General features: G+C 60.6%; 23 protein-coding genes. 10 read left to right on the top strand and 13 right to left on the bottom strand.

The features are described from left to right. Positions 1 to 23: 23 nt before the first annotated feature. Positions 24 to 1,697, bottom strand: a complete 1,674-nt coding sequence (locus PspR76_RS09905; RefSeq protein ID WP_159955026.1) for a DEAD/DEAH box helicase — start codon at positions 1,695 to 1,697, stop codon at positions 24 to 26. A gap of 420 nt (positions 1,698 to 2,117) precedes the next feature. Here PspR76_RS09905 and PspR76_RS09900 point away from each other — a divergent pair, with 420 nt between their 5' ends. Further along, the gene (locus PspR76_RS09900) at positions 2,118 to 2,909 is read left to right on the top strand and encodes a crotonase/enoyl-CoA hydratase family protein (RefSeq protein WP_159955025.1); all 792 of its coding nucleotides are present in this window, start codon (positions 2,118 to 2,120) and stop codon (positions 2,907 to 2,909) included. Between the two features lie 119 nt (positions 2,910 to 3,028). Here the strand turns inward: PspR76_RS09900 and PspR76_RS09895 are convergent, their stop codons facing one another. Then, positions 3,029 to 3,784 (bottom strand): spermidine synthase, encoded by a 756-nt coding sequence (locus tag PspR76_RS09895; protein WP_159955024.1) that lies wholly within the window; start codon positions 3,782 to 3,784, stop codon positions 3,029 to 3,031. Positions 3,785 to 3,908: 124 nt separating this feature from the next. Here PspR76_RS09895 and PspR76_RS09890 point away from each other — a divergent pair, with 124 nt between their 5' ends. Further along, positions 3,909 to 5,255, top strand: coding sequence for a class II 3-deoxy-7-phosphoheptulonate synthase (locus tag PspR76_RS09890; protein ID WP_159955023.1), 1,347 nt, complete (start codon positions 3,909 to 3,911; stop codon positions 5,253 to 5,255). 172 nt (positions 5,256 to 5,427) lie between these two features. Here the strand turns inward: PspR76_RS09890 and PspR76_RS09885 are convergent, their stop codons facing one another. Both PspR76_RS09885 and PspR76_RS09880 read right to left on the bottom strand, forming a co-directional pair. Next, positions 5,428 to 6,648, bottom strand: a complete 1,221-nt coding sequence (locus PspR76_RS09885) for a winged helix-turn-helix domain-containing protein (protein ID WP_159955022.1) — start codon at positions 6,646 to 6,648, stop codon at positions 5,428 to 5,430. A gap of 45 nt (positions 6,649 to 6,693) precedes the next feature. Further along, positions 6,694 to 6,900: a DUF1127 domain-containing protein gene (locus tag PspR76_RS09880; protein WP_174245608.1), complete on the bottom strand. Its 207-nt coding sequence runs from the start codon at positions 6,898 to 6,900 to the stop codon at positions 6,694 to 6,696. A 70-nt stretch (positions 6,901 to 6,970) separates the two neighbouring features. On the opposite strand from PspR76_RS09880, the gene PspR76_RS09875 reads away from it, so the two are divergent. Next, positions 6,971 to 7,852, top strand: a complete 882-nt coding sequence (locus tag PspR76_RS09875) for a LysR family transcriptional regulator (protein ID WP_159955020.1) — start codon at positions 6,971 to 6,973, stop codon at positions 7,850 to 7,852. Here the strand turns inward: PspR76_RS09875 and PspR76_RS09870 are convergent. After that, positions 7,842 to 8,591, bottom strand: coding sequence for a sulfite exporter TauE/SafE family protein (locus PspR76_RS09870; protein ID WP_159955019.1), 750 nt, complete (start codon positions 8,589 to 8,591; stop codon positions 7,842 to 7,844). The two genes, PspR76_RS09875 and PspR76_RS09870, sit on opposite strands and share 11 nt — an antisense overlap. Positions 8,592 to 8,696: 105 nt before the next feature. On the opposite strand from PspR76_RS09870, the gene PspR76_RS09865 reads away from it, so the two are divergent. The 3 genes from PspR76_RS09865 (at position 8,697) to PspR76_RS09855 (ending at position 10,854) form a co-directional block, all read left to right on the top strand. Then, positions 8,697 to 9,647, top strand: coding sequence for a LysR family transcriptional regulator (locus PspR76_RS09865; protein WP_159955018.1), 951 nt, complete (start codon positions 8,697 to 8,699; stop codon positions 9,645 to 9,647). Between the two features lie 80 nt (positions 9,648 to 9,727). Next, positions 9,728 to 10,180 carry a MarR family winged helix-turn-helix transcriptional regulator gene (locus PspR76_RS09860; protein WP_159955017.1) on the top strand — a complete coding sequence of 151 codons (453 nt, stop codon included), beginning with the start codon at positions 9,728 to 9,730 and terminating at the stop codon, positions 10,178 to 10,180. 254 nt (positions 10,181 to 10,434) lie between these two features. Continuing rightward, positions 10,435 to 10,854 carry an organic hydroperoxide resistance protein gene (locus PspR76_RS09855; protein WP_159955016.1) on the top strand — a complete coding sequence of 140 codons (420 nt, stop codon included), beginning with the start codon at positions 10,435 to 10,437 and terminating at the stop codon, positions 10,852 to 10,854. Positions 10,855 to 10,920: 66 nt separating this feature from the next. Here PspR76_RS09855 and PspR76_RS09850 read toward each other — a convergent pair whose 3' ends face one another. Together PspR76_RS09850 and earP are read right to left on the bottom strand one after the other, a co-directional pair. After that, positions 10,921 to 11,493 (bottom strand): elongation factor P, encoded by a 573-nt coding sequence (locus tag PspR76_RS09850; protein WP_003218698.1) that lies wholly within the window; start codon positions 11,491 to 11,493, stop codon positions 10,921 to 10,923. 49 nt (positions 11,494 to 11,542) lie between these two features. Beyond that, positions 11,543 to 12,676 carry an elongation factor P maturation arginine rhamnosyltransferase EarP gene (gene earP, locus PspR76_RS09845; RefSeq protein ID WP_159955015.1) on the bottom strand — a complete coding sequence of 378 codons (1,134 nt, stop codon included), beginning with the start codon at positions 12,674 to 12,676 and terminating at the stop codon, positions 11,543 to 11,545. A 132-nt stretch (positions 12,677 to 12,808) separates the two neighbouring features. Between earP and PspR76_RS09840 the strand changes: the two genes are divergently transcribed. Together PspR76_RS09840 and PspR76_RS09835 are read left to right on the top strand one after the other, a co-directional pair. Next, positions 12,809 to 13,177 carry a hypothetical protein gene (locus PspR76_RS09840; protein ID WP_159955014.1) on the top strand — a complete coding sequence of 123 codons (369 nt, stop codon included), beginning with the start codon at positions 12,809 to 12,811 and terminating at the stop codon, positions 13,175 to 13,177. A gap of 5 nt (positions 13,178 to 13,182) precedes the next feature. Next, the gene (locus PspR76_RS09835; RefSeq protein WP_159955013.1) at positions 13,183 to 13,665 is read left to right on the top strand and encodes a GreA/GreB family elongation factor; all 483 of its coding nucleotides are present in this window, start codon (positions 13,183 to 13,185) and stop codon (positions 13,663 to 13,665) included. 5 nt (positions 13,666 to 13,670) lie between these two features. Here PspR76_RS09835 and cysB read toward each other — a convergent pair whose 3' ends face one another. From cysB to PspR76_RS09810, 5 genes are all read right to left on the bottom strand, one after another. After that, on the bottom strand, positions 13,671 to 14,645 hold the full coding sequence (cysB, locus tag PspR76_RS09830; protein WP_159955012.1) for an HTH-type transcriptional regulator CysB: 975 nt from the start codon (positions 14,643 to 14,645) through the stop codon (positions 13,671 to 13,673). Positions 14,646 to 14,748: 103 nt separating this feature from the next. Beyond that, positions 14,749 to 15,249, bottom strand: a complete 501-nt coding sequence (locus tag PspR76_RS09825) for a universal stress protein (protein WP_159955011.1) — start codon at positions 15,247 to 15,249, stop codon at positions 14,749 to 14,751. A gap of 69 nt (positions 15,250 to 15,318) precedes the next feature. Continuing rightward, positions 15,319 to 16,236, bottom strand: coding sequence for a 5'-nucleotidase (locus PspR76_RS09820; RefSeq protein ID WP_159955010.1), 918 nt, complete (start codon positions 16,234 to 16,236; stop codon positions 15,319 to 15,321). A gap of 27 nt (positions 16,237 to 16,263) precedes the next feature. Then, a complete protein-coding gene (locus PspR76_RS09815) occupies positions 16,264 to 17,226 on the bottom strand; it encodes a putative 2-dehydropantoate 2-reductase (protein ID WP_159955009.1) in 963 nt (320 codons plus the stop codon). Next, positions 17,223 to 17,609, bottom strand: a complete 387-nt coding sequence (locus PspR76_RS09810; RefSeq protein ID WP_159955008.1) for a thioredoxin — start codon at positions 17,607 to 17,609, stop codon at positions 17,223 to 17,225. The genes PspR76_RS09815 and PspR76_RS09810 overlap by 4 nt, the downstream gene beginning before the upstream one ends. On the opposite strand from PspR76_RS09810, the gene PspR76_RS09805 reads away from it, so the two are divergent. Together PspR76_RS09805 and PspR76_RS09800 are read left to right on the top strand one after the other, a co-directional pair. Beyond that, complete coding sequence (locus PspR76_RS09805; protein WP_159955007.1) at positions 17,608 to 18,042, top strand: PilZ domain-containing protein; 435 nt, start codon at positions 17,608 to 17,610, stop codon at positions 18,040 to 18,042. The genes PspR76_RS09810 and PspR76_RS09805 overlap by 2 nt on opposite strands. A gap of 130 nt (positions 18,043 to 18,172) precedes the next feature. Next, the gene (locus PspR76_RS09800; RefSeq protein ID WP_159955006.1) at positions 18,173 to 19,249 is read left to right on the top strand and encodes a 3-deoxy-7-phosphoheptulonate synthase; all 1,077 of its coding nucleotides are present in this window, start codon (positions 18,173 to 18,175) and stop codon (positions 19,247 to 19,249) included. Positions 19,250 to 19,368: 119 nt separating this feature from the next. On the opposite strand, the gene PspR76_RS09795 is transcribed toward PspR76_RS09800, so the two are convergent. Then, on the bottom strand, positions 19,369 to 19,659 hold the full coding sequence (locus PspR76_RS09795; RefSeq protein WP_159955005.1) for a GNAT family N-acetyltransferase: 291 nt from the start codon (positions 19,657 to 19,659) through the stop codon (positions 19,369 to 19,371). Positions 19,660 to 20,222 lie beyond the last annotated feature (563 nt).

Genomic DNA, 20,222 nt, shown 5'->3' with positions numbered 1-20,222 from the left:
CGATCAATCAGCCCAAAGGCGGATCAATCTTCGCGGTAGCGACGCAGCTTCAGCTGCTTACCGGCAACGCGTGTGTCTTTCAGCTTGGCCAGCAGTTTTTCCAGACCGTCTTCCGGCAGCTCCACCAGGGAGAAGCTGTCACGGACCTGGATGCGACCGATGGCTTCACGTGCCAGGCCACCCTCGTTGAGGATAGCGCCCAGCAGGTTCTTGGCAGCGATGCCATCACGCGCGCCCAGCGCGGTACGGCAGCGAGCACGGCCTTCGGCCAATGGAACCGGAGCACGACGCTCACGATCACCACGGTCTGGACGGTCGCCAGTACGCTCTGGACGATCACCGCGTGGCGCGTTGTTCGGCACCAGTGGGCGCTCTTTCTCGATGGCTGCCAGGGTCAGGGCCTGACCGTTGGTAGCTTTGCGCAGCAGGGCTGCAGCCAGGGCACGCGGGGTGCAACCGATATCGGCGGTCAGGCGGTCCAGCAGGTCGCCGTGGGTCGATTCAGCGTCAGCCACCAGCGGCGACAAGCTGTTGGTCAGTTTCTTGATGCGGGCATCGAGAACGGCCTGGGCATCCGGCAGGCGGACTTCGGCGACTTTCTGACCGGTTACACGCTCGATCACTTGCAGCATGCGGCGCTCACGTGGAGTCACCAGCAGCAGTGCACGACCTTCGCGACCAGCACGGCCGGTACGGCCGATACGGTGAACGTAGGACTCTGGATCGTAAGGCATGTCAACGTTGAACACGTGGGTGATACGTGGAACGTCGAGGCCACGAGCAGCAACGTCGGTCGCCACAACGATGTCCAGACGGCCATCCTTGAGGGAGTCGATCACGCGCTCACGTTGGTTCTGGGCGATGTCACCGTTCAGCGCAGCGGCTTTGTAGCCTTTGGCTTCCAGGGCACTGGCCAGGTCCAGAGTCGCTTGCTTGGTGCGTACGAACATGATCAGGGCGTCGAAGTCTTCGACTTCCAGCAGGCTCAATACAGCCGAGGTCTTCTGGTCAGCGTGAACCAACAGGTGAGCCTGTTTGATCGCGGTAACGGTCTGAGTCTTGGTCTGGATCTTCACGTGTTGCGGATCGCGCAGGTGGCGTTCGGCAATGGCACGGATCGACTGTGGCAGGGTGGCCGAGAACAGTACGGTCTGACGGGTCGGTGGCAGCGCCTTGAAGATGACTTCCAGGTCATCCATGAAGCCCAGCTTCAACATTTCGTCAGCTTCGTCCAGAACCAGGTGGTTCACGGTCGACAGGACTTTCTCGTCACGACGCAGGTGGTCGCACAGACGGCCCGGAGTGGCGACAACAATTTGTGCGCCGTTACGGATTGCTTTCAGTTGTGGGCCCATAGGCGCGCCGCCGTAAACGGCCACAACGGTTACGCCTGGCATTTGCTTGGCGTAGGTTTCAAAAGCGGTTGCTACTTGCAGCGCCAACTCACGGGTTGGCGCCAGGATCAGGGCTTGCGGCTCGCGCTTGGCAGGATCGATGCAGTGCAGGATAGGCAGGGCGAACGCGGCGGTTTTACCGGTACCGGTTTGTGCCTGGCCAATCATGTCCTGGCCGGCCATGATGATCGGGATCGATTGCTGCTGAATAGCCGAAGGTTCTTCGTAGCCAGTCGCGATGACGGCAGCAAGAATGTTCGGGTTAAGATTAAAAGCGGCGAAGCCGCCGGTTTCCTGGGTCATGGGTCTGCCTCTAAGTGCATCCGCAAAGACCCATGCTCCAAAGCTGCGCATGCCGTGTTGAGACTCAAGAGTCGCCCTGGCTGCTTTGTCGGCGGGGATTTGCGAAAACGAATGAATGAAAAAGATTCGTCAAGGAAGAGTCCGCTGTGCGGACGTGCAGCCGAAGCTGACTTCGGGGAATTGCGCTACCTAAACGCGGCCCGGTTAAAGGCCGGCGCGCACTATACCGGAAATACCTGAAAAAGGGAGCTTTTTTATCGTAAAGCACTGATATACCGCGCTGTGTCACAGTCTTTGCAGAGAGCCGTGCCAGGGTCTATTTTTCAAAGGCCCGGCCCTGCTGCTCATAACGCTTAAACGGTTCACCCAACGCTTAAGACCTTTGGTCTGAAACCTACCCACGCCCTGAGGGCACACTCGATGAATCAAGCCAGCAGCAGTCGCGTCAGCCGTGCACTTCAAGGCCATGTCATGCTGCTGGGCCTGGACCGGGTGGCCAAGCGCAATGCCTTTGACCTGGATTTGCTCAATGAACTGAGCCTGGCCTATGGCGAATTTGATCGAAACGACGACGCGCGGGTGGCCGTGGTGTTTGCCCACGGCGACCACTTCACCGCCGGGCTGGACCTGGCGAATGTCAGCGGGGTGATGTCGGGCGGCTGGCAGCCACCGTTGGGCGGCTGCGACCCGTGGGGCGTGTTCGCCGGGCCCAGGGTCAGCAAACCGGTAATCGTTGCGGCCCAGGGTTACTGCCTGACCATCGGCATCGAGTTAATGCTGGCGGCGGATATCAATATTTGCGCGAGCAACACGCGCTTTGCGCAGATGGAAGTCCAGCGCGGGATCTTTCCGTTTGGCGGTGCGACGCTGCGCTTTCATCAGGTGGCCGGCTGGGGTAATGCGATGCGCTGGTTGCTTACCGGCGATGAGTTTGATGCGCACGAGGCACTGCGGCTGGGGCTGGTGCAGGAAGTGATGGCCAGTGAAGACTTGCTGCCCCGCGCCATCGAGCTGGCCAACCGCATTGCCCGCCAGGCGCCGCTTGGGGTGCAGGCGACATTGATGTCGGCGCGCCTGGCGCGGATGGAGGGTGAGGCTGTTGCGGCGGCCGGGTTGCAGGTGGTGGTGGAGAAATTGCTCAACAGTGAAGATGCTAAAGAGGGCGTGCGAGCAATGGTTGAGAAGCGGCCGGGGGTGTTCAAGGGGATCTGAGCTGGCAGTGTCGGCCTCTTCGCGGGCAAGCCCGCTCCCACAGGGGAATGCATTTCAACAGGTGAACACACTTCAACTGTGGGAGCCGGGCTTGCCCGCGATGGCGCCAGAACAGGCGACTAAGTCGCCGGCCGTATCGCCTTGATCAACGCCTGCAACGAGTACCCCAACCGCGGCGCCAAGGCTTCGGCACGCGCCGAAAGCGCATCTATGTCCAGCTCCTGATCCAGCTCCGAAGGCACCAGCAAAATCACATTGCCCTCCTTCACCGGCAGTTCCCAGTAATGCCGGTGATACAACCCGCGCAATAACGCCGCACCCAGCGGTTTGCCATCGTCGGTCGCCCACTGGTTGATCACCAGCCAGCCGCCGGGGTTGAGTTTCTTCTGGCAGTTTTCCAGGAAGGTCCAGGCCAGGTGGCCGACGCCCGGGCCGACATCCGTGTACAGGTCGACGAAAATCAGGTCGGCCGACTCGGCGGTATCCAACAGTTGCAGCGCGTCGCCAATGCGGATGTACAGGCGCGGGTCGTCATCCAGCCCCAGGTATTCGATGGCCAGGCGCGGCACATCCGGGCGCAGCTCAATGGCTTCGACATCTTCCAGCGGCAGGAACTTGAGGCACGCCTGGGTCAGCGTGCCGGCCCCCAGGCCGAGGAACAGCGCGCTCTCAGGTTGCTCATGGCACAACGCACCAATCAGCATCGCGCGGGTGTAGTCGTACTCCAGCCAGCTCGGGTCGGCGGTAAATACGCAGCTTTGCTCGATGGCATCGCCAAACTCGAGAAAGCGGTAATCGGCCACTTCGAGCACGCGGATCATGCCGAAATCATCATGGACTTCGGCCAGCAGGCGCTCGACACGCTCCTCGGTCATCACTACTCCTAAAGGGTTTACCGCACGGCAAAGGCGCGATTGTCGGCCAACCGGCGGCAACAGGTCACGCACTAATTGCTGATAACATTGGCGCCCGACCGTCAATCACCCAATCGAGTTCATGATGAGCCAACCCTGGAGCCCCGACAGCTGGCGCGCCCTGCCGATCCAGCAACAACCCCAGTACCCGGACGCTGCACACTTGCTGCAAGTGGAGCAGAACCTGGCCAGCTACCCGCCGCTGGTGTTTGCCGGGGAAGCCCGCGAGTTGCGCCGTCAGTTTGCCGAAGTGACCCAGGGCCGCGCGTTCCTGCTGCAGGGCGGCGATTGTGCCGAAAGCTTTGCCGAGTTCTCGGCGGCAAAAATCCGTGACACCTTCAAGGTGCTGCTGCAGATGGCCATCGTGATGACCTTCGCCGCCGGCTGCCCGGTGGTTAAAGTCGGGCGCATGGCCGGCCAGTTCGCCAAGCCGCGCTCGGCCAACGATGAAACCATCGACGGCGTCACCCTGCCCGCCTACCGCGGCGACATCGTCAACGGCATCGGCTTCGACATGAAAAGCCGCGTGCCGGACCCGGACCGCCTGCTGCAGTCCTACCACCAGTCCACCGCCACGCTCAATTTGCTGCGCGCTTTTGCCCAGGGCGGTTTTGCCGACCTGCACCAAGTGCACAAATGGAACCTGGACTTCATTGCCAACTCCGCGCTGGCCGAAAAATACAGCCAACTGGCCGACCGCATCGACGAGACCCTGGCGTTCATGCGCGCCTGCGGCATGGACGATTCACCCCAGCTGCGCGAAACCAGCTTCTTCACCGCCCATGAGGCGCTGTTGCTCAATTACGAGCAAGCCTTCGTGCGCCGCGACAGCCTGACCAACGACTACTACGATTGCTCGGCCCACATGCTCTGGATCGGCGACCGCACACGTCAGTTGGACGGCGCCCACGTTGAGTTCCTGCGCGGGGTCAATAACCCGATCGGCGTCAAGGTCGGCCCGAGCATGAACCCCGACGACCTGATCCGCCTGATCGACATTCTCAACCCGGACAACGACCCCGGCCGCCTCAACCTGATCGCGCGCATGGGCGCCGGCAAGGTTGGCGACCACCTGCCCAACCTGATCCGCGCTGTGCAACGCGAGGGCAAGCAGGTGCTGTGGAGCAGCGACCCGATGCATGGCAACACCATCAAGGCCAGCAGCGGCTACAAGACGCGCGACTTTGCGCAGATTCTTGGCGAGGTGAAAGAGTTCTTCCAGGTGCATCAGGCCGAAGGCTCGTATGCCGGCGGGATTCATATCGAGATGACCGGGCAGAACGTCACCGAGTGCATCGGCGGCGCGCGACCGATCACCGAGGACGGCTTGTCGGACCGCTATCACACCCATTGCGACCCACGGATGAATGCCGATCAGTCGCTGGAGCTGGCGTTCCTGATTGCCGAGACCTTGAAGCAGGTTAAACGCTGAGATTTTGTAGTGAGCGGGCTTGTTGTGGCGAGCGGGCTTGCCCCGCGTTGGGCTGCGAAGCAGCCCCAAGACCAGCCACCCCAACCTTCCTGACGCACCGCAGTGGCTGTATTGGGGTGGCTTCGCCACCCAACGCGGGGCAAGCCCGCTCGCCACAAGAAACAGCTAAAACTTATGTTTGTAGCATCGCTACTCTCAACCGAGCAGCACTGGGCCCCTGGCAATTAAGTTGGACCTGCTCCAGCCCCAGCCAACTGGCCATCTGCGCCAGGTTCAAGGCCAACGCCTGCATGCCTTCCTCATCCAACCCCGGCTCTTCTTCGTGCACCGCATGCACCGCCAGGCAGCCATTGGCGCGTTCGGCGCGCAAGTCGACGCGCGCGGCGATGCGCTCATTGTGCAAAAACGGCAGCACGTAATAGCCGTACACCCGCTTGTCTTGCGGGGTGTAGATCTCCAGCCGATAACGGAAGTCGAACAACCGCTCGGTACGGCTGCGCTCCCAGATCAGCGAGTCGAACGGCGACAGCAAGGCGCTGGCCGGCACCTTGCGCGGTACTTTCGGATCGGGCAGGCAGAATGCCGGTGCTTTCCAGCCCTGCACCTGGCAGGCCAGCAATTGGCCGTCCTCGACCAGTTCGGCCAAGCGGCTGCGGCTGTCGGCGGGGTCAAGGCGGAAGTAGTCACGCAGGTCTTTTTCCGTCCCCACGCCCAGCGCCGTCGCACTGTGCAGCAGCAAACCACGCTGGGCCTCGGCTTCGCTTAACAAGGGTTGTTGAAGGATCTCGCCGGGAATCACTCGCTCGGGTAAATCATAAAGCCGCTCAAACCCGCGCCGCCCCGCCACGGTGACCAACCCGGCAGCAAACAGCCACTCCAGCGCGTGCTTTTCGTCACTCCAATCCCACCACGGGCCCGCGCGCTCATCACGGGTCGACAAACTGCCTGCGCCCAGTGCACCGCGCGCCTCGACGGTCTGCAATACGCGCTCAATAGTGGCCTGCTGCTCACGGCCAAAACGCGCCATCTGCGAGTAAATCCCCTGCCCCAGCTTCGCCCGCTCCATGCGCCAGCGCATTAACGGGTAGAACGCCATAGGCAGCAGCGAAGCCTCATGGCCCCAGTACTCAAACAGCGAGCGCCGTCGCCCCTGGCTCCAGGCGGCTTGCTCAAGAATCAACGGGGAGTAATGGCCAAGGCGCGAAAACAGCGGCAGGTAATGCGAGCGCACCACCGCATTGACGGAGTCGATCTGCAACACACCCAAACGCTCAATCAGCCGGTTGAGGTGCGCGGCCTTGACCTGTGCCGGCGCCTGGCGCCCGGAGAACCCCTGGGCCGCCAGCGCCAGGCGTCGCGCTTGCTTGAGTGAAAAAGACAGGTCGACGGGCATGGGTCTCTCCGGATGGGCTCGCCGACCACCCTACTGCATCCTGGGTCATTTTCGCAGCGGGTCTTGCCAGAAATGCAGGTGACGATCCTGCTCGACATCGCCGCGATTCAGCCCAATATCCTTGAGCGCCTCATCGCTCAAACTTGCCAGTGTCTGACGTTCTTGATGCAACGCCTGCCAGCGCGCAATCGTGTGAACCAGCCCGGAAAACGGACGTTTCGCCATCAACACAAAACCTTTCTGACCTTTCATCTTCTCGCCCTCCAGTGGGGATGACGAGAGTGTGTGCCTGGCCTTATGATCAATCCAACGAATGTTTCTTATGCAATACATCTCGGAGATTGATCAATTGTCCGGCTACCCCAGCATCGACACTGAAGTGCTGCGCACCTTCGTCGCCATCGCCGATCAGGGCGGCTTTACCCGCGCCGGTGAACTGGTCAACCGCACTCAGTCGGCGGTGAGCATGCAGATGAAGCGCCTGGAAGAAGACGTGCTGCAACGCAAGCTGTTCGAGCGCGACGGGCGCCAGGTGCGGCTGACGCCGGAAGGCCAGGTGTTGCTCGGTTATGCGCGGCGCATCCTGAAACTGCACAGCGAGGTGTTCAACACCCTGCGCGAACCGCACATGGTCGGCTTGGTGCGCATCGGCACGCCGGATGACTACGTGATGCGCTACCTGCCGGGCATTCTGAAGCGATTCTCCAAGGCCTATCCGCTGATTCAGTTGGAGATGCACTGCGAATCGTCCCTGGTATTGATGCAGCGCCGGGATCTGGCCCTCACGGTGATCAGCCGTGAACCGGGCAGCGAAATCGGCGAACTGTTGCGCACTGAGCGGATGGTATGGGTGGCTGCGCCGTGCTTCTGCGTGGACGAGCATGAGTCGCTGCCCCTGGCCATTTCCGGCCTGGACAGCTTCTGCACCCATTGGACACGCTCCGCGCTGGATGCCAGCGGGCGCGACTATCGCCTGGCGTATCACAGCTCCAATGGTGCAGCGATCCAGGCAGTGGTCAGCGCCGGCCTGGCGATTACCGTGAGCATGGAAAGCCTGGTGACCGAAGACCTGCGCGTACTCGGCAGTGAGGAAGGTTTTCCGCCGCTGCCGTCGGTCGATCTGCGGTTACTGCGCAACCCTGCAATGGCCTCGCCCATCACCGATTGCCTGGCGGAATACATCCTCGAAGGCTTCAGACTTTAAACGTCAGCATCACCGCGCAGATCGCCAGGAAAGCGCAGAACAAGCCGCGCAACACGCGCTCGGGCAAGGCGTGGGCAACTTTTACCCCCCAACTGATACTCAGCAGGCCGCCAACGGCCAGGGGCACGCCGATCATCCAGTCGACTTCGTGGTGCCAGGCATAGGTGACCAATGTCACGCTGGTGCTGGGCAACGCCAAGGCCAGCGACAAACCTTGCGCGACCACTTGGGTGGTGCCGAAAAGACTGGTCAGCACCGGCGTGGCAACCACCGCGCCGCCCACGCCAAACAAACCGCCCATGGAGCCGGACGCCGCGCCCAGCACCGCGAGCCATGGCCAGGAATAGCGCATCTCGGCCGTCGGCGGCGCGTTGCGGGTGAACATGCGCACCAGGTTGTACGCCGAAAGCGTCAGCAAAAACGCGATAAAGCCCACGCGCATGGCGCCGGCGTCCAGGCCGACCGCCCAGATCGAACCGAGCCAGGCGAAGCTGAAGCCCATGACGCCCAATGGCAACGCGTGGCGCAGTTCGATGCGATTGCGTTGGTGGTAACGCCACAGCGCCAGCATCACATTAGGCACCACCATCACCAATGCCGTGCCTTGGGCGAGTTGCTGATCGAGGCCGAACAACACGCCCAGCACCGGGATTGCAATCAGCCCGCCGCCAATGCCGAACAGGCCGCCGACCGTGCCCAAGGCCGCGCCTAACAACAGGTACATCGCTAAATCCAACACCGCTTCTCACTCCAAAACCCAGGCCTTGCATGCTACGCAGTCGGCTCTGGCGCGGAAACGCACAGCAACGCACAATGGCTGTGCCAATCTCGCATAAGCACGCCTATGAACCCCAATACCCTGACCGATCAACTGAGCCTGTTTCTGGATGTGCTGGAGACCGGCAGTTTTTCCGCCGCCGCCCGCCGTCATCCGCTGACGCCTTCGGCAGTGGCGCGGCGGATCGACAGCCTGGAAAGTTCGGTCGGCAGCCGCCTGTTTCAACGCAGCACCCACGCGGTGGTGCCGACACCGGCAGGCCTGGCCTTCGCCGAGCGGGCGCGGCGCATTGTCGGCGAGTTGCAACTGGCACGGGCCGAGGCGGTGTCGTTGAGCCATGCGCCGGAGGGCTTGATTCGCGTGGACGCGCCGGCGGCGTTTGGTCGACGGCATCTGGCGCCGGTGATCGCCGATTTTCTGAATGTGTACCCGGGGCTGGACGTGCACCTGCACCTGATCGACAGCTTTGTCGACATGCAGGGCGCGCACTTGGGCAAGGTCGACCTGGTGCTGCGCGCCGGGCATATCGTCGACACGCGGTTGATTGCCACACCGCTGGCCAGCATCGTGCGAATCGCCTGCGCCAGCCCGGCCTATCTCAAAAGCCGAGGCACGCCGACGCATCCGCGCGAGTTGAGCGAACACGACGGCCTCGACTGGGACGGCTTGGCGCCAATGTTCGCCTGGCGTTTCGAGCTGGATGGGCGCCGCGCCACCTATCGCCCGCAGCGCATTCGCATGAGTGCCAATAACGCCGAAGCGCTGCTCTCGGGCGCACTCGCCGGGCTGGGTATCGCGCACCTGCCCACCTGGCTTGCCAGTGAATACCTGGTGCGCGGCGAACTGTTGCCGCTGTTTTGCGAAGATGGCTTGCCCAGCCCGGAAACCAGCGGCATCTACGCGTTGCGCCTGGAGCAACAGGCCAATGCGCGTAGCCGGTTGTTGCTGGAATACCTGAAGTCACGTTTCAGCCCGGTGCCGCCGTGGGATCTGGCGCTGCAAAGCGGTTTGGTCTGACCGCGCAGACAGAATTATCTGGCGCATTAAAGGTTTGACCGCTAGATTCCAGCCCATACACGCTTTTTCGAGGCACCGTCATGAGCAAAAACCCCGATCCTTGCGAATCCTTGATGCTGGATAACCAGCTGTGTTTCGCCCTGCACTCCACTTCGCTGCTGATGACCAAGGTCTACAAGCCACTGCTGCAAGCCCTCGGCCTGACCTATCCGCAGTACCTGGCCATGATGGTGTTGTGGGAAGAGGATGGCTTGACCGTCGGCGAAATCAGCAGCCGCCTGCTGACCGACCCGGGCTCACTGACGCCGCTGCTCAAGCGCCTGGAAGCCGAAGGCCTGCTCAGCCGCACCCGCAGCCGCGAGGATGAACGTGTGGTGGTGGTGGCATTGACCCAGGCAGGCCGTGCGCTGCAGGAAAAAGCCATGGGCATTCCGCAGTGCATCCTCGGCGCCAGCGAGCTGCAACTGGAGCAGTTGCGCAAGTTGCAGGGGGATTTGATTGCCTTGCGGGGCAATCTGCAAAACGCAATTTGAAGGCATTCACGCCGTAAAAATGTGGGAGCGGGCTTGCCTGCGATCGCGGTCCATCAGTCATCAATAGAGTGGCTGACATGCCGCCATCGCAGGCAAGCCAGCTCCCACATTTGTTTGGGTGAGTGTCAGGAAATTCTCGTCGGAAAAGATTTTTATAAATTTATCTTGCGCACTAAACATTAGCGCTATACATTCACATCACCAACTACTTAGCGCACAAACATTTAGCGCTAACAAACCAAGAGGAAGACCCCATGCAAACGCTCTATACCGCAGTAGCCACCGCCACCGGCGGCCGTGATGGTCGTGCTGTTTCCAGCGACAACATCCTCGACGTCAAACTCTCCACCCCTAAAGAATTGGGCGGTGCCGGTGGCCAGGCCACCAACCCTGAACAGCTGTTTGCTGCCGGTTACTCGGCCTGCTTTATCGGCGCGCTGAAATTCGTCGCCAGCCAGACCAAACGCAAAATCCCGGATGACGCTTCGATCACTGCCCACGTCGGCATCGGTCAAATCCCCGGTGGTTTCGGCCTGGATATCGACCTGAACATTAACTTGCCGGGCCTGGATCAAGACGACGCGCAAAGCCTGGTCGACGCCGCCCACCAAGTTTGCCCGTACTCCAACGCCACCCGTGGCAACGTCGATGTGCGCCTGCACGTGACGGTCTGATTAACAAACGCCCACAAAAAAGCCCGACGCAAGGTCGGGCTTTTTTTCGTATCGGCGAGGCCAGAATTACTTCTTGGCGCGACCTTTGTACGAACCACCTTCGCGGGTGTCGATCTCGATCAGGTCGTCGATTTCGATGAAATCGGCCACTTGCAGTTCGGTACCGTTAGCCAGCTTGGCAGGCTTCATGACTTTGCCGGAAGTGTCGCCGCGAGCGGAACCTTCGGTGTAGGCAACCTTACGCACGATGGTGGTCGGCAGCTCTACGGAAACCAGGCGGTCTTCGAAGAAGATCGCTTCGCAGACGTCTTCCATGCCTTCTTCAACGAACGGCAGAACGGCTTCGATGTCTTCAGCGTTCAGCTCGTACATGGTGTAGTCGGTGGTGTCCATGAACGTGTAGGTGTCGCCGCTGATGAAGGACAGGGTCGCTTCTTTGCGGTCGAGGATCACGTCGTCCAGTTTGTCATCGGCGCTGTAGACGATCTCGGTCTTGTAACCGGTCAGCAGGTTCTTCAGCTTGGTCTTCATGATTGCGCTGTTACGACCAGACTTGGTGAACTCAGCTTTCTGAACCAGCCAAGGGTCGTTTTCGAGACGGATCACTGTACCGGGTTTCAGTTCTTTACCAGTTTTCATTGCATATATCCGAAATTTGGATGGGATTTACAAAATTCAAGGTGGCGTATCATATCCAACTTTCATAAAACTTCACCAGCGCCGTCGCAAGATCCGCCTGCAAGCCTTGTTCCAGACACCACGAATCGGCGTTGCGGCACACCTCTGGCCAGTGCTCCAGCAGCATTTTCCACGGTTGTGCCATATCGCCATCAGCGTTCCAGGCCTGCCAGAGTGCAACCACCGCCGCTTTGGCGGCTGGCGATAAGGCGGCGGTGTACAGCTCCAGGAAGGCATCGAGCTTGTCCAGGTGGATGTCTTCGTCCTGGCGGTAGATGTGCCACAGCAACGGGCGCCCCGCCCACTGCGCGCGCACGAACGAGTCTTCACCGCGCACCGCATTGAACTCGCAGCACCACAGCAGGCGGTCATACTGTTCCTGGCGCACGAACGGCAGCACCTGCACGGTCAGAGCGTCGCGCTGATGCAGATCTCCTACGGCCAGCCCGTCTACACCGAGCCAACGCTGCACATCGCCGAGGATGCGCCCTTCCGGCACCAATAGATGAGTGGCACGCCCGTCCGTCGCCAGCACGTCGAGCCAACTGGCGAGCCCGGCATTTTCGTAGGCGAACAACGACATCAAACGCACACCCGCTGCTGGAAATACGCCTAGCGCCTGTAGGAATTGTTGCTGTGCTGCCGGGTCGTGCTGAAACGCCTGACGCTGCTCCAGCAACCCGCCTTCGCGCAAAAGCCCGCCAGTCCCCGGACGAAAGCCCGGAAAAAAGAAGTACTTCTGCACGCCCTTGAACTTCACTGACGGCAGGCGATGGCAACCCACCACCCAGTCCTCAGCACTGAGGTAATCCAGGTTCATCCACAAGGGTGTGCGTTCGCACGCGGCCATGGCTTCCATATAGTCAGGCGGCAACTGGCAGGCGAACGCGGCGATCACCACATCGGCCGATGGCGTGTCGCGCCACTGCGCCGGCCAATGGCACACCTCCACGCCTTCCTGCCACTGCTGGTCCAGCCGCACATCAATCTCTGGGCACAGGCGTTCGAAGGCGCGCAGGTCGTCGACCCACAAGCGCACCTCACACGCGTGCTCCACCACCAATTGCCGGGCCAGGCGCCAGGTCACGCCGATGTCGCCGTAGTTGTCGACGACGCTGCAAAAAATATCCCAGCGGGCTTTCATTCCGGGCTCCAACGCTCAAAGGCTCGATTGTCCGCATAAATGCGTCGATGCAGAAGGCTTGATCGCGATTATTCTGCACAGTGGCTGTGCGACAATCGCCGCCACGCCGCAAATGCCTGCCAGGAGGCCACCATGTCTGATCGTTCGTTGTCGCTGTTCAAGCTCAGTGTTGCTGTGGCGTTCGGCCTGTGGCTGGGGTTTATCGCCATTGTGCTGACCACCTGGCTGGCCTCGCGCTACCTGTTCCCGCAAAGCCTGGCGCCGGTAGCCCAGGCGGTGCAGCAATTGGGCAAACCCGCCGTGGCCGCGCCGGAACCGCCGAACCGCATGTTCGAGCAATACCAAGAGAACCTTCGCAAGCAGGAACAGCAGCAGACCCTGGACCAGGCACGCACCAACGCGCGCAACCTGGCCAACCCCAAATGCCAGTTCTGGCTGCAACAGGACCAGAACGCGCCCAATGAAAAGAGCAAGGCAAATGTCCTGCAATTCTGCGATTGATGACCATGAATAAACACGCCGTTCTCCAGTTGATCCTGGAAAAGCTCACAGTCGACCTCGATATCGCCCAGCGTGCCGCGCAGACCGCCTACGAAACTGCGACCCACGAAGAAAACATCGCCGAAAACAAATACGACACCTTGGGCCTGGAAGCGTCCTACCTGGCGGCCGGGCAAGCCAAGCGGGTCGAGGAAATCAAGCAGTCGCTGGCGCTGTGCCAGAACCTGCAGCTACGCGCTTACGATGATCAGCGTGGCATAGAAGTCGGCGCACTGGTGGGCCTGGAAGACGAAAACGCTCGCCAGCAATGGCTGTTTCTGGCGCCGGACGCGGCAGGCTTGAAGGTGGATGTGGTGGGGCAACCGGTGACCGTCATCACCCCGCGCTCGCCCCTGGGCAAAAGCCTGCTGGGCAAGTTCGAAGGTGATGAGGTGGAGATTCTGGTGGCAGGCGCTCGGCAACACTTTACGGTTACCGAGGCCAAATAAACCACTCAGTGGACGGGCAGTTCTACGCCGTCAAACAGCTCTTCCAATTCCGGCTTGTTGTGGCACTGGATCGCCTTGGCCATGACTTCGCGGGTCAGGTGCGGCGCAAATTTCTCGATGAAGTCGCACATGAAGCCACGCAGGAATGTACCGCGACGGAAGCCGATCTTGGTCACGCTGGACTCGAACAACTCGCTGGCGTCGAGTACCACCAGGTCTTTGTCGAGGTTGGTGTCGACCGCCATCTTGGCGACGATGCCCACGCCCAGGCCCAGGCGCACGTAAGTCTTGATCACGTCTGCGTCGGCGGCGGTGAACACCACTTTCGGCGTGAGGCCGCGATGGCTGAAGGCTTCGTCGAGCTTGGAACGGCCGGTAAAACCGAACACGTAGGTCACGATCGGGTATTCAGCCAGGGCTTCCAGGGTCAGCTTCGGCAGCTTGGCCAACGGGTGGCCCTGGGGCACGACGACGCAACGGTTCCAGCGGTAGCACGGCATCATCACCAGGTCGCCGAACAGCTCCAGCGCTTCGGTGGCGATGGCAAAATCGACGGTGCCGTCAGCGGCCATCTCGGCGATCTGCATCGGCGAACCCTGGTGCATGTGCAGGGCGACGTCCGGGTATTGCTTGATGAAATCGCGGATCACCGGCGGCAAGGCATAACGCGCCTGGGTGTGGGTGGTGGCAATCGACAGGGTGCCTTTTTTCTCGTTGGAGAATTCCTGGGCGATCTGCTTGATACTTTCGACTTTACGCAGGATCTCACCGGCGGTGGTGATGATGCGCTCGCCAGCCGGGGTGACGCGGGTCAGGTGCTTGCCGCTGCGCGCGAACACTTCAACGCCCAGCTCGTCTTCGAGCAGGCGGATCTGCTTGCTGATACCGGGTTGCGAGGTGTAGAGGCTTTGAGCGGTAGCGGAAACGTTGAGGTCGTGGTGCGCCACTTCCCAGATGTAGCGCAGTTGTTGAAGCTTCATATATGTCCCTCAAAGCAGATAGACGCCACGGGTATCAGCGACGGTATATAACTATATTAAAGGTAAGACGGATAAATCTAGAACTTTTTATCGTTTCGACTCATCAACTGTCATCACTGCGCCGACGCTGCAGTGACGGCACCATATAAACCGGTACTGTCGCCAGTTGCAGCACCCTCGCAGCGGTGCGCCCAAGCGGTGTGGCAGCCGCGGTGGCGTGGCTGTGACTTCCTACGATCAGCAGGTCGACGGAAAGTTTACGCAGTTGGTCGAGAATCACCTCGCACGGGTCCCCCTGGATCACCCGTACCGAGCGAATCAATTTCAAGTCTTGCTCCCCTTCCCCCAACTCCTCGCGAAAACTGTCCAGCACGCGCTGCTCGATGGTTGCCATGACGGTGGTCAGCCCCTGGCTCTGCCATTCGTTCAAGGCCTTCTCATCAAGGTAGCTCTGCAACACCGATTCGGCGAACAGCCCAATCGGCTCGACCACGTGAATCACATACAAATCCGCCTTGAACGTTCGGGCCAGCGCCAGCGCATGTTGCATGACATAAGGCGCATACAGACCGAGGTCCGTGGCATACAACATCGAACGAATCATAGAACCTCCTGGACTGCCAGGATGGCGAGGATTGAATGAGCTTAGCAGCGCCTGCGGGAGTTCGACTGATTAGCTCTCGGTGTGGGTTTTCAACTCATTACTGATGCCATGGGGCACATGCCCGGTGGCGACCACCTCCCTGGCTTTCTCACAATGACCGGCCTGGTCATCGAAAAATACATCGGCGGCAAACGCCTCCAGAAACGCTGATTTTTCCAGGCCGCCGAGGAACAGCGACTCGTCCAGGCGGATGTCCCATTCGCGCAAGGTACGAATCACCCGCTCATGGGACGGCGCCGAACGCGCGGTCACCAGTGCCGTGCGGATCGGGCACGCCTCGTCTGCGAACTCACGCTGCAACACGTTGAGCGCCGCCAGAAATCCCTTGAACGGGCCACCGTGCAACGGCTGGCGCGCCGACTCACGCTCGTTGGCCAGGAAGGCTTCCAACCCGCCTGACTGATAGACACGCTCGGACTCATCGGAAAACAGCACCGCATCGCCATCGAACGCAATCCGCAGCTCTTCACTCGACGCCCGGCGCGGGCCACCCGACAGAATCGTCGCCGCGGCAAAACCGGCGTCCAGGGCACTGCGCACGTCTTCGGCATGGGTCGACAAAAACAGATGGCAACCAAACGCGGCCAGATAAGGATAAGGGCTGCGCCCGCCGACGAAAGCGGCGCGGGAAATATCCAGGCCGTAATGCTGGATCGAGTTGAACACGCGCAAACCGGTGTCGGCACTGTTGCGCGACACCAGCACCACCTCGACGCGGGCACGGCCCAGGCTGGCGTTGAGGCTCAAGAGCTTCTTGACCAGCGGGAAGGCATCGCCGGGTTCGAGGGTTTCTTCCTCGTGTTCGATCTGGTACTTGCGGTAAGCCTCCACCCCTTCGGCCAGGTAGACCTTGTGGCTGTCACTCAGGTCGAACAGTGCCCGCGACGAAATCGCCAGCACCAGTTTGTCGCCCAATCCCTTTGCCATGGTGTTCCCCCCGAATCAGCGCCCGTATCAGCGATTGCGCCGATCAATAAAACTCAAGGCCTGGTACAGCGCCTGCATGCGTGGCAATTCGCACCCTGCGGCCTTCGCGGCGGCCAATGGCCGGGCGTAGATCGCCGCCAGCTCCAGCGGGCGTTTGTGCAAATGATCGTGGTACATGCTGGGCAGGTAGTCGTCCATGGTTTCGGTCATGGCGAACATCTGCTCAGCGTAGCTGGCTGGAATTTCATGGCCGCAGGCGTGGGCGCCCTTCACCACTTCGGCCATCAATGCCTGGATCAACTCACGGCTGGATTCATCGGCCATCATTGCGGTGGTGCCGGTGCCCAGCAACACGGAGAGGCCGTTGTACGGCACATTCCACACCAATTTGTGCCAGCGGGCCAGGTGCACATTGGCCATGGCCTGGGACTCGATACCCGCTGTATGAAACAGTGCGGCGCCCTCTTCGACTATCGCTTGCTGGCGCGCCTCATCGTTGGCCGCGGTGCCACTGTGATAGCCCAGGTTGACTCGACCCAAGGCCTGATGCTCGACCACGCCCGGCGCGGAGCGGTGCACGCCGATATAGCACAGCCCGCCCAGCAGATGCAGCGACGCGGGCAAGTGCTCACGCAGGCTGTCTTCGACGTCGAGGCCGTTTTGCAACAGCACCACCTTGGCGTCCGGCGCGGCGACCTGGGCAATGGTCGGCGCCAGGTCCACATTGCCGGTGGACTTGGTGCCTACCAACAACCAATCGCACGCGGGCATGTCTGCGGCGCAGGCATAGGCCTGCACCGGGTGCAGGTGCAACTTGCCATGCAGCGTACTGTTGAGGTGCAGCCCGTGCTCGCTGACCGCTGCGTATTCGCTGCGCAACAGAAAGTGCACATCAAAACCGGCACGCGCGAGCATCACGCCGTAGAACCCACCGATAGCACCGGTGCCGATAATGCCTATGCGTGGCGACGGGGATGCAACTGCGGTCATGGCAAATCCTCTGGTGTACGGGTGAGTGCTTGATTCACGGCCTCAGTCAGGTCGCCAAGCGTAAGTCGGGTCTGTAACTGCCCAAGGAATTGACCCTCGCACACGAGGAACAACGCGGGCAAATGAAAGATCTGGTAGCGCTCGACCGCACCGCCGTTGTGCCCGGCATCCACCCAGCACACGCGGTCTACGGGCAAGCGCCAGCCGGGCAGTTGCTGGCGTGCCCAGCGGCAACTGGAACAGCCGACACTGGTAAACACCACAAGCGAAATACCTGGCAATCCCAGCAATTGCTGGTCAATATCCAGGTCGGTCAATTCCAGTTCCTTCACTATACTGCTGCCACCGCCGTCAACTGGACGGTGCTCGGAGTCCGTGTACATGGGTCGTTTTTTACCTCACCCTGATGATGTCGCTGTCGAGTTAATCCAACGCCCCGCTCCTGCCATTCCCCGCCAACGCCTGCACACTATCGGCCTGGGCGGCGTCGCCTGCAATTGCCCGCGTGCCTGGCGCCAGGGCACGGCGGTTGATCTGCGCATCCCGTCCCTGGGCGCCAGTGCCCGTTATCCGGGCTATGTAGCCTGGTGCCGCAAGGTCGAAACGGGCTATAGCGTCGGTATTTCTTTTACCGATGAACACGCGCTGTTCGGTGCGCGAATGGGTGAGCAAGTGTGCCAGATCGAACGCTACTGCCGCCTGCACGAACACACCGAGCCGACGCCGGTGCAACTCGAGGCCATGGCCCGCGAATGGGTTTCACGCCATGCCGGCGAGTTCTCCCACGAGGCTGTTGTGGCGCCAGCGCTGGATTAAAGCCGGCTTTGCCCATTGTCGCGGGCCCGCATTACGCGCTAAGGTTCCTCCCCCCTGCATTCAAATCATGCTGTGCCCGCCGCACGGGGATGGCTGGCGGCCGGCACCCGTGACCCTGGCGAGTAACACGATGGCTGATTTACCGATCAATGACCTAAACGTCGAATCCAACGAGACCCTGATCACTCCCGATCAGCTCAAGCGCGAAATCCCCCTGAGTGACGCTGCCTTGCAGACCGTGACCAAGGGCCGCGAAGTCATCCGTGACATTCTCGACGGCACCGACCACCGCCTCTTTGTGGTGATTGGCCCGTGCTCGATCCACGACCTCAAGGCTGCCCACGAATACGCCGAGCGCCTCAAGGTGCTGGCGGCTGAAGTGTCCGACACCTTGTACCTGGTGATGCGCGTCTATTTCGAGAAACCGCGCACCACCGTCGGCTGGAAAGGCTTGATCAACGACCCGTACCTGGACGACTCGTTCAAGATCCAGGACGGCTTGCACATCGGTCGTCAATTGCTGCTGGACCTGGCTGGAATGGGCCTGCCCACCGCCACCGAAGCCCTCGACCCGATCTCCCCGCAGTACCTGCAGGACCTGATCAGCTGGTCGGCCATCGGCGCGCGTACCACCGAATCCCAGACCCACCGCGAAATGGCGTCCGGCCTGTCTTCGGCCGTGGGCTTCAAGAACGGCACCGACGGCGGCCTGACCGTGGCGATCAACGCGCTGCAATCGGTGTCCAGCCCGCACCGCTTCCTGGGTATCAACCAGGAAGGTGGCGTGTCCATCGTCACCACCAAGGGCAACGCCTATGGCCACGTGGTATTGCGTGGCGGCAACGGTAAGCCCAACTATGATTCGGTCAGCGTTGCGCTGTGCGAGCAGGCGCTGAACAAGGCCAGGATCAAGCCGAACATCATGGTCGACTGCAGCCACGCCAACTCCAACAAGGACCCGGCGCTGCAGCCGCTGGTGATGGAAAACGTCGCCAACCAGATCCTCGAAGGCAACCAGTCGATTATCGGCTTGATGGTCGAGAGTCATCTGAACTGGGGCTGCCAGGCGATTCCAAAAGACCTGGCCGACTTGCAGTACGGCGTGTCGATCACCGATGCCTGCATCGATTGGTCCGCCACCGAGACCACGCTGCGCAGCATGCACGCCAAGCTCAAGGACGTATTGCCCAAACGCAAACGCACCTGACCTTAAACTGCGCACACAAAAACGCCGGGCTTAGCCCGGCGTTTTTTATGCTGCCATTTAAGGTTGATTGTTCCCCCGCTCTGCGTGGGAATGCGGCCTGGGACGCTCTGCGTCCCGCCTTACTCAATATTCAGCTTGGCGGCGTGGCGCTGATGGCGTTCCATGTAGCGCTCTACATAGGAGCACGATGGAATCACGGTGTACCCGGCCTCTTCGGCGAACTTCAATGCTTCCTCGGTCAAGGCAGCAGCAATGCCGCGCCCGCGCAGTGCATTGGGCACGAAGGTGCGATAGATATCCAGGGTCTGCTTCCCGAGGTCCATATAGGTCAGATAGGCACGATGACCGTCCACATTGGTCTCGAACTGATGACCAGCCTGGTCATGGTGGATGGACAACGCCTCGCTCATCACTACTCCTCGCGGGTCTTGGAATTCGACCCCTACCTTACCGATGTTTTTCCGGCGAAGGAACATCTACGCCACCCCGTGCCGGTTTCGACAACGAGAAAACCTATAGCGCTCACAACCAGCACGTAGGGAATAGTAGGCACCAATCCTGTGATAGCTCAAGGCACACTCGTCATCCCCTGCCGCTGGAGGTTACAGACAGGGCTTCGATCAATCAGTGATCGATAGCCTGAACATTGCCGGCAGTTGAAGCATGAGACGAACTGCCGCTCTTAAAGTCACCTCTACATGCGCAAAAGATGCCGGGAGCGGTAAAGGCCAAATGAAAAAAAGTGTCGGCGTCGATATATAAATCTTTACCTGTTTACCCGGCCCGACACATGCAGGCCGGACCTCTCAGCTTGGATCCAGTTCCCACCGCGCTGAAAAAAATTGGACAGTTTTTATACAATCCTCCTAAAGACTAGCCAAAATAGATTCGGCACAAGAATTTTTTTTGCTTCTTGCGCTACGTCAGTTTACTTACTACAAGTAATGAGTAGTATGTACGCCGGCTATCAGCT

The sequence above is a fragment of the Pseudomonas sp. R76 genome, from assembly GCF_009834565.1.
GTDB lineage: Bacteria > Pseudomonadota > Gammaproteobacteria > Pseudomonadales > Pseudomonadaceae > Aquipseudomonas.
This window is presented reverse-complemented; position numbering and strand designations above follow the sequence as displayed.

Coding starts and splice junctions, on each gene's coding strand:
- earP (WP_159955015.1), bottom strand. CDS start 12,676: ATGAAAGCCCGCTGGGATATTTTTTGCAGCGTCGTCGACAACTACGGC.
- PspR76_RS09895 (WP_159955024.1), bottom strand. CDS start 3,784: ATGACCGAGGAGCGTGTCGAGCGCCTGCTGGCCGAAGTCCATGATGAT.
- PspR76_RS09905 (WP_159955026.1), bottom strand. CDS start 1,697: ATGACCCAGGAAACCGGCGGCTTCGCCGCTTTTAATCTTAACCCGAAC.
- PspR76_RS09805 (WP_159955007.1), top strand. CDS start 17,608: ATGGGTCGTTTTTTACCTCACCCTGATGATGTCGCTGTCGAGTTAATC.
- PspR76_RS09865 (WP_159955018.1), top strand. CDS start 8,697: ATGAACCCCAATACCCTGACCGATCAACTGAGCCTGTTTCTGGATGTG.
- PspR76_RS09855 (WP_159955016.1), top strand. CDS start 10,435: ATGCAAACGCTCTATACCGCAGTAGCCACCGCCACCGGCGGCCGTGAT.
- PspR76_RS09835 (WP_159955013.1), top strand. CDS start 13,183: ATGAATAAACACGCCGTTCTCCAGTTGATCCTGGAAAAGCTCACAGTC.
- PspR76_RS09880 (WP_174245608.1), bottom strand. CDS start 6,900: ATGAAAGGTCAGAAAGGTTTTGTGTTGATGGCGAAACGTCCGTTTTCC.
- PspR76_RS09875 (WP_159955020.1), top strand. CDS start 6,971: ATGCAATACATCTCGGAGATTGATCAATTGTCCGGCTACCCCAGCATC.
- cysB (WP_159955012.1), bottom strand. CDS start 14,645: ATGAAGCTTCAACAACTGCGCTACATCTGGGAAGTGGCGCACCACGAC.
- PspR76_RS09885 (WP_159955022.1), bottom strand. CDS start 6,648: ATGCCCGTCGACCTGTCTTTTTCACTCAAGCAAGCGCGACGCCTGGCG.
- PspR76_RS09810 (WP_159955008.1), bottom strand. CDS start 17,609: ATGTACACGGACTCCGAGCACCGTCCAGTTGACGGCGGTGGCAGCAGT.
- PspR76_RS09840 (WP_159955014.1), top strand. CDS start 12,809: ATGTCTGATCGTTCGTTGTCGCTGTTCAAGCTCAGTGTTGCTGTGGCG.
- PspR76_RS09820 (WP_159955010.1), bottom strand. CDS start 16,236: ATGGCAAAGGGATTGGGCGACAAACTGGTGCTGGCGATTTCGTCGCGG.
- PspR76_RS09815 (WP_159955009.1), bottom strand. CDS start 17,226: ATGACCGCAGTTGCATCCCCGTCGCCACGCATAGGCATTATCGGCACC.
- PspR76_RS09800 (WP_159955006.1), top strand. CDS start 18,173: ATGGCTGATTTACCGATCAATGACCTAAACGTCGAATCCAACGAGACC.
- PspR76_RS09890 (WP_159955023.1), top strand. CDS start 3,909: ATGAGCCAACCCTGGAGCCCCGACAGCTGGCGCGCCCTGCCGATCCAG.
- PspR76_RS09795 (WP_159955005.1), bottom strand. CDS start 19,659: ATGAGCGAGGCGTTGTCCATCCACCATGACCAGGCTGGTCATCAGTTC.
- PspR76_RS09900 (WP_159955025.1), top strand. CDS start 2,118: ATGAATCAAGCCAGCAGCAGTCGCGTCAGCCGTGCACTTCAAGGCCAT.
- PspR76_RS09825 (WP_159955011.1), bottom strand. CDS start 15,249: ATGATTCGTTCGATGTTGTATGCCACGGACCTCGGTCTGTATGCGCCT.
- PspR76_RS09860 (WP_159955017.1), top strand. CDS start 9,728: ATGAGCAAAAACCCCGATCCTTGCGAATCCTTGATGCTGGATAACCAG.
- PspR76_RS09850 (WP_003218698.1), bottom strand. CDS start 11,493: ATGAAAACTGGTAAAGAACTGAAACCCGGTACAGTGATCCGTCTCGAA.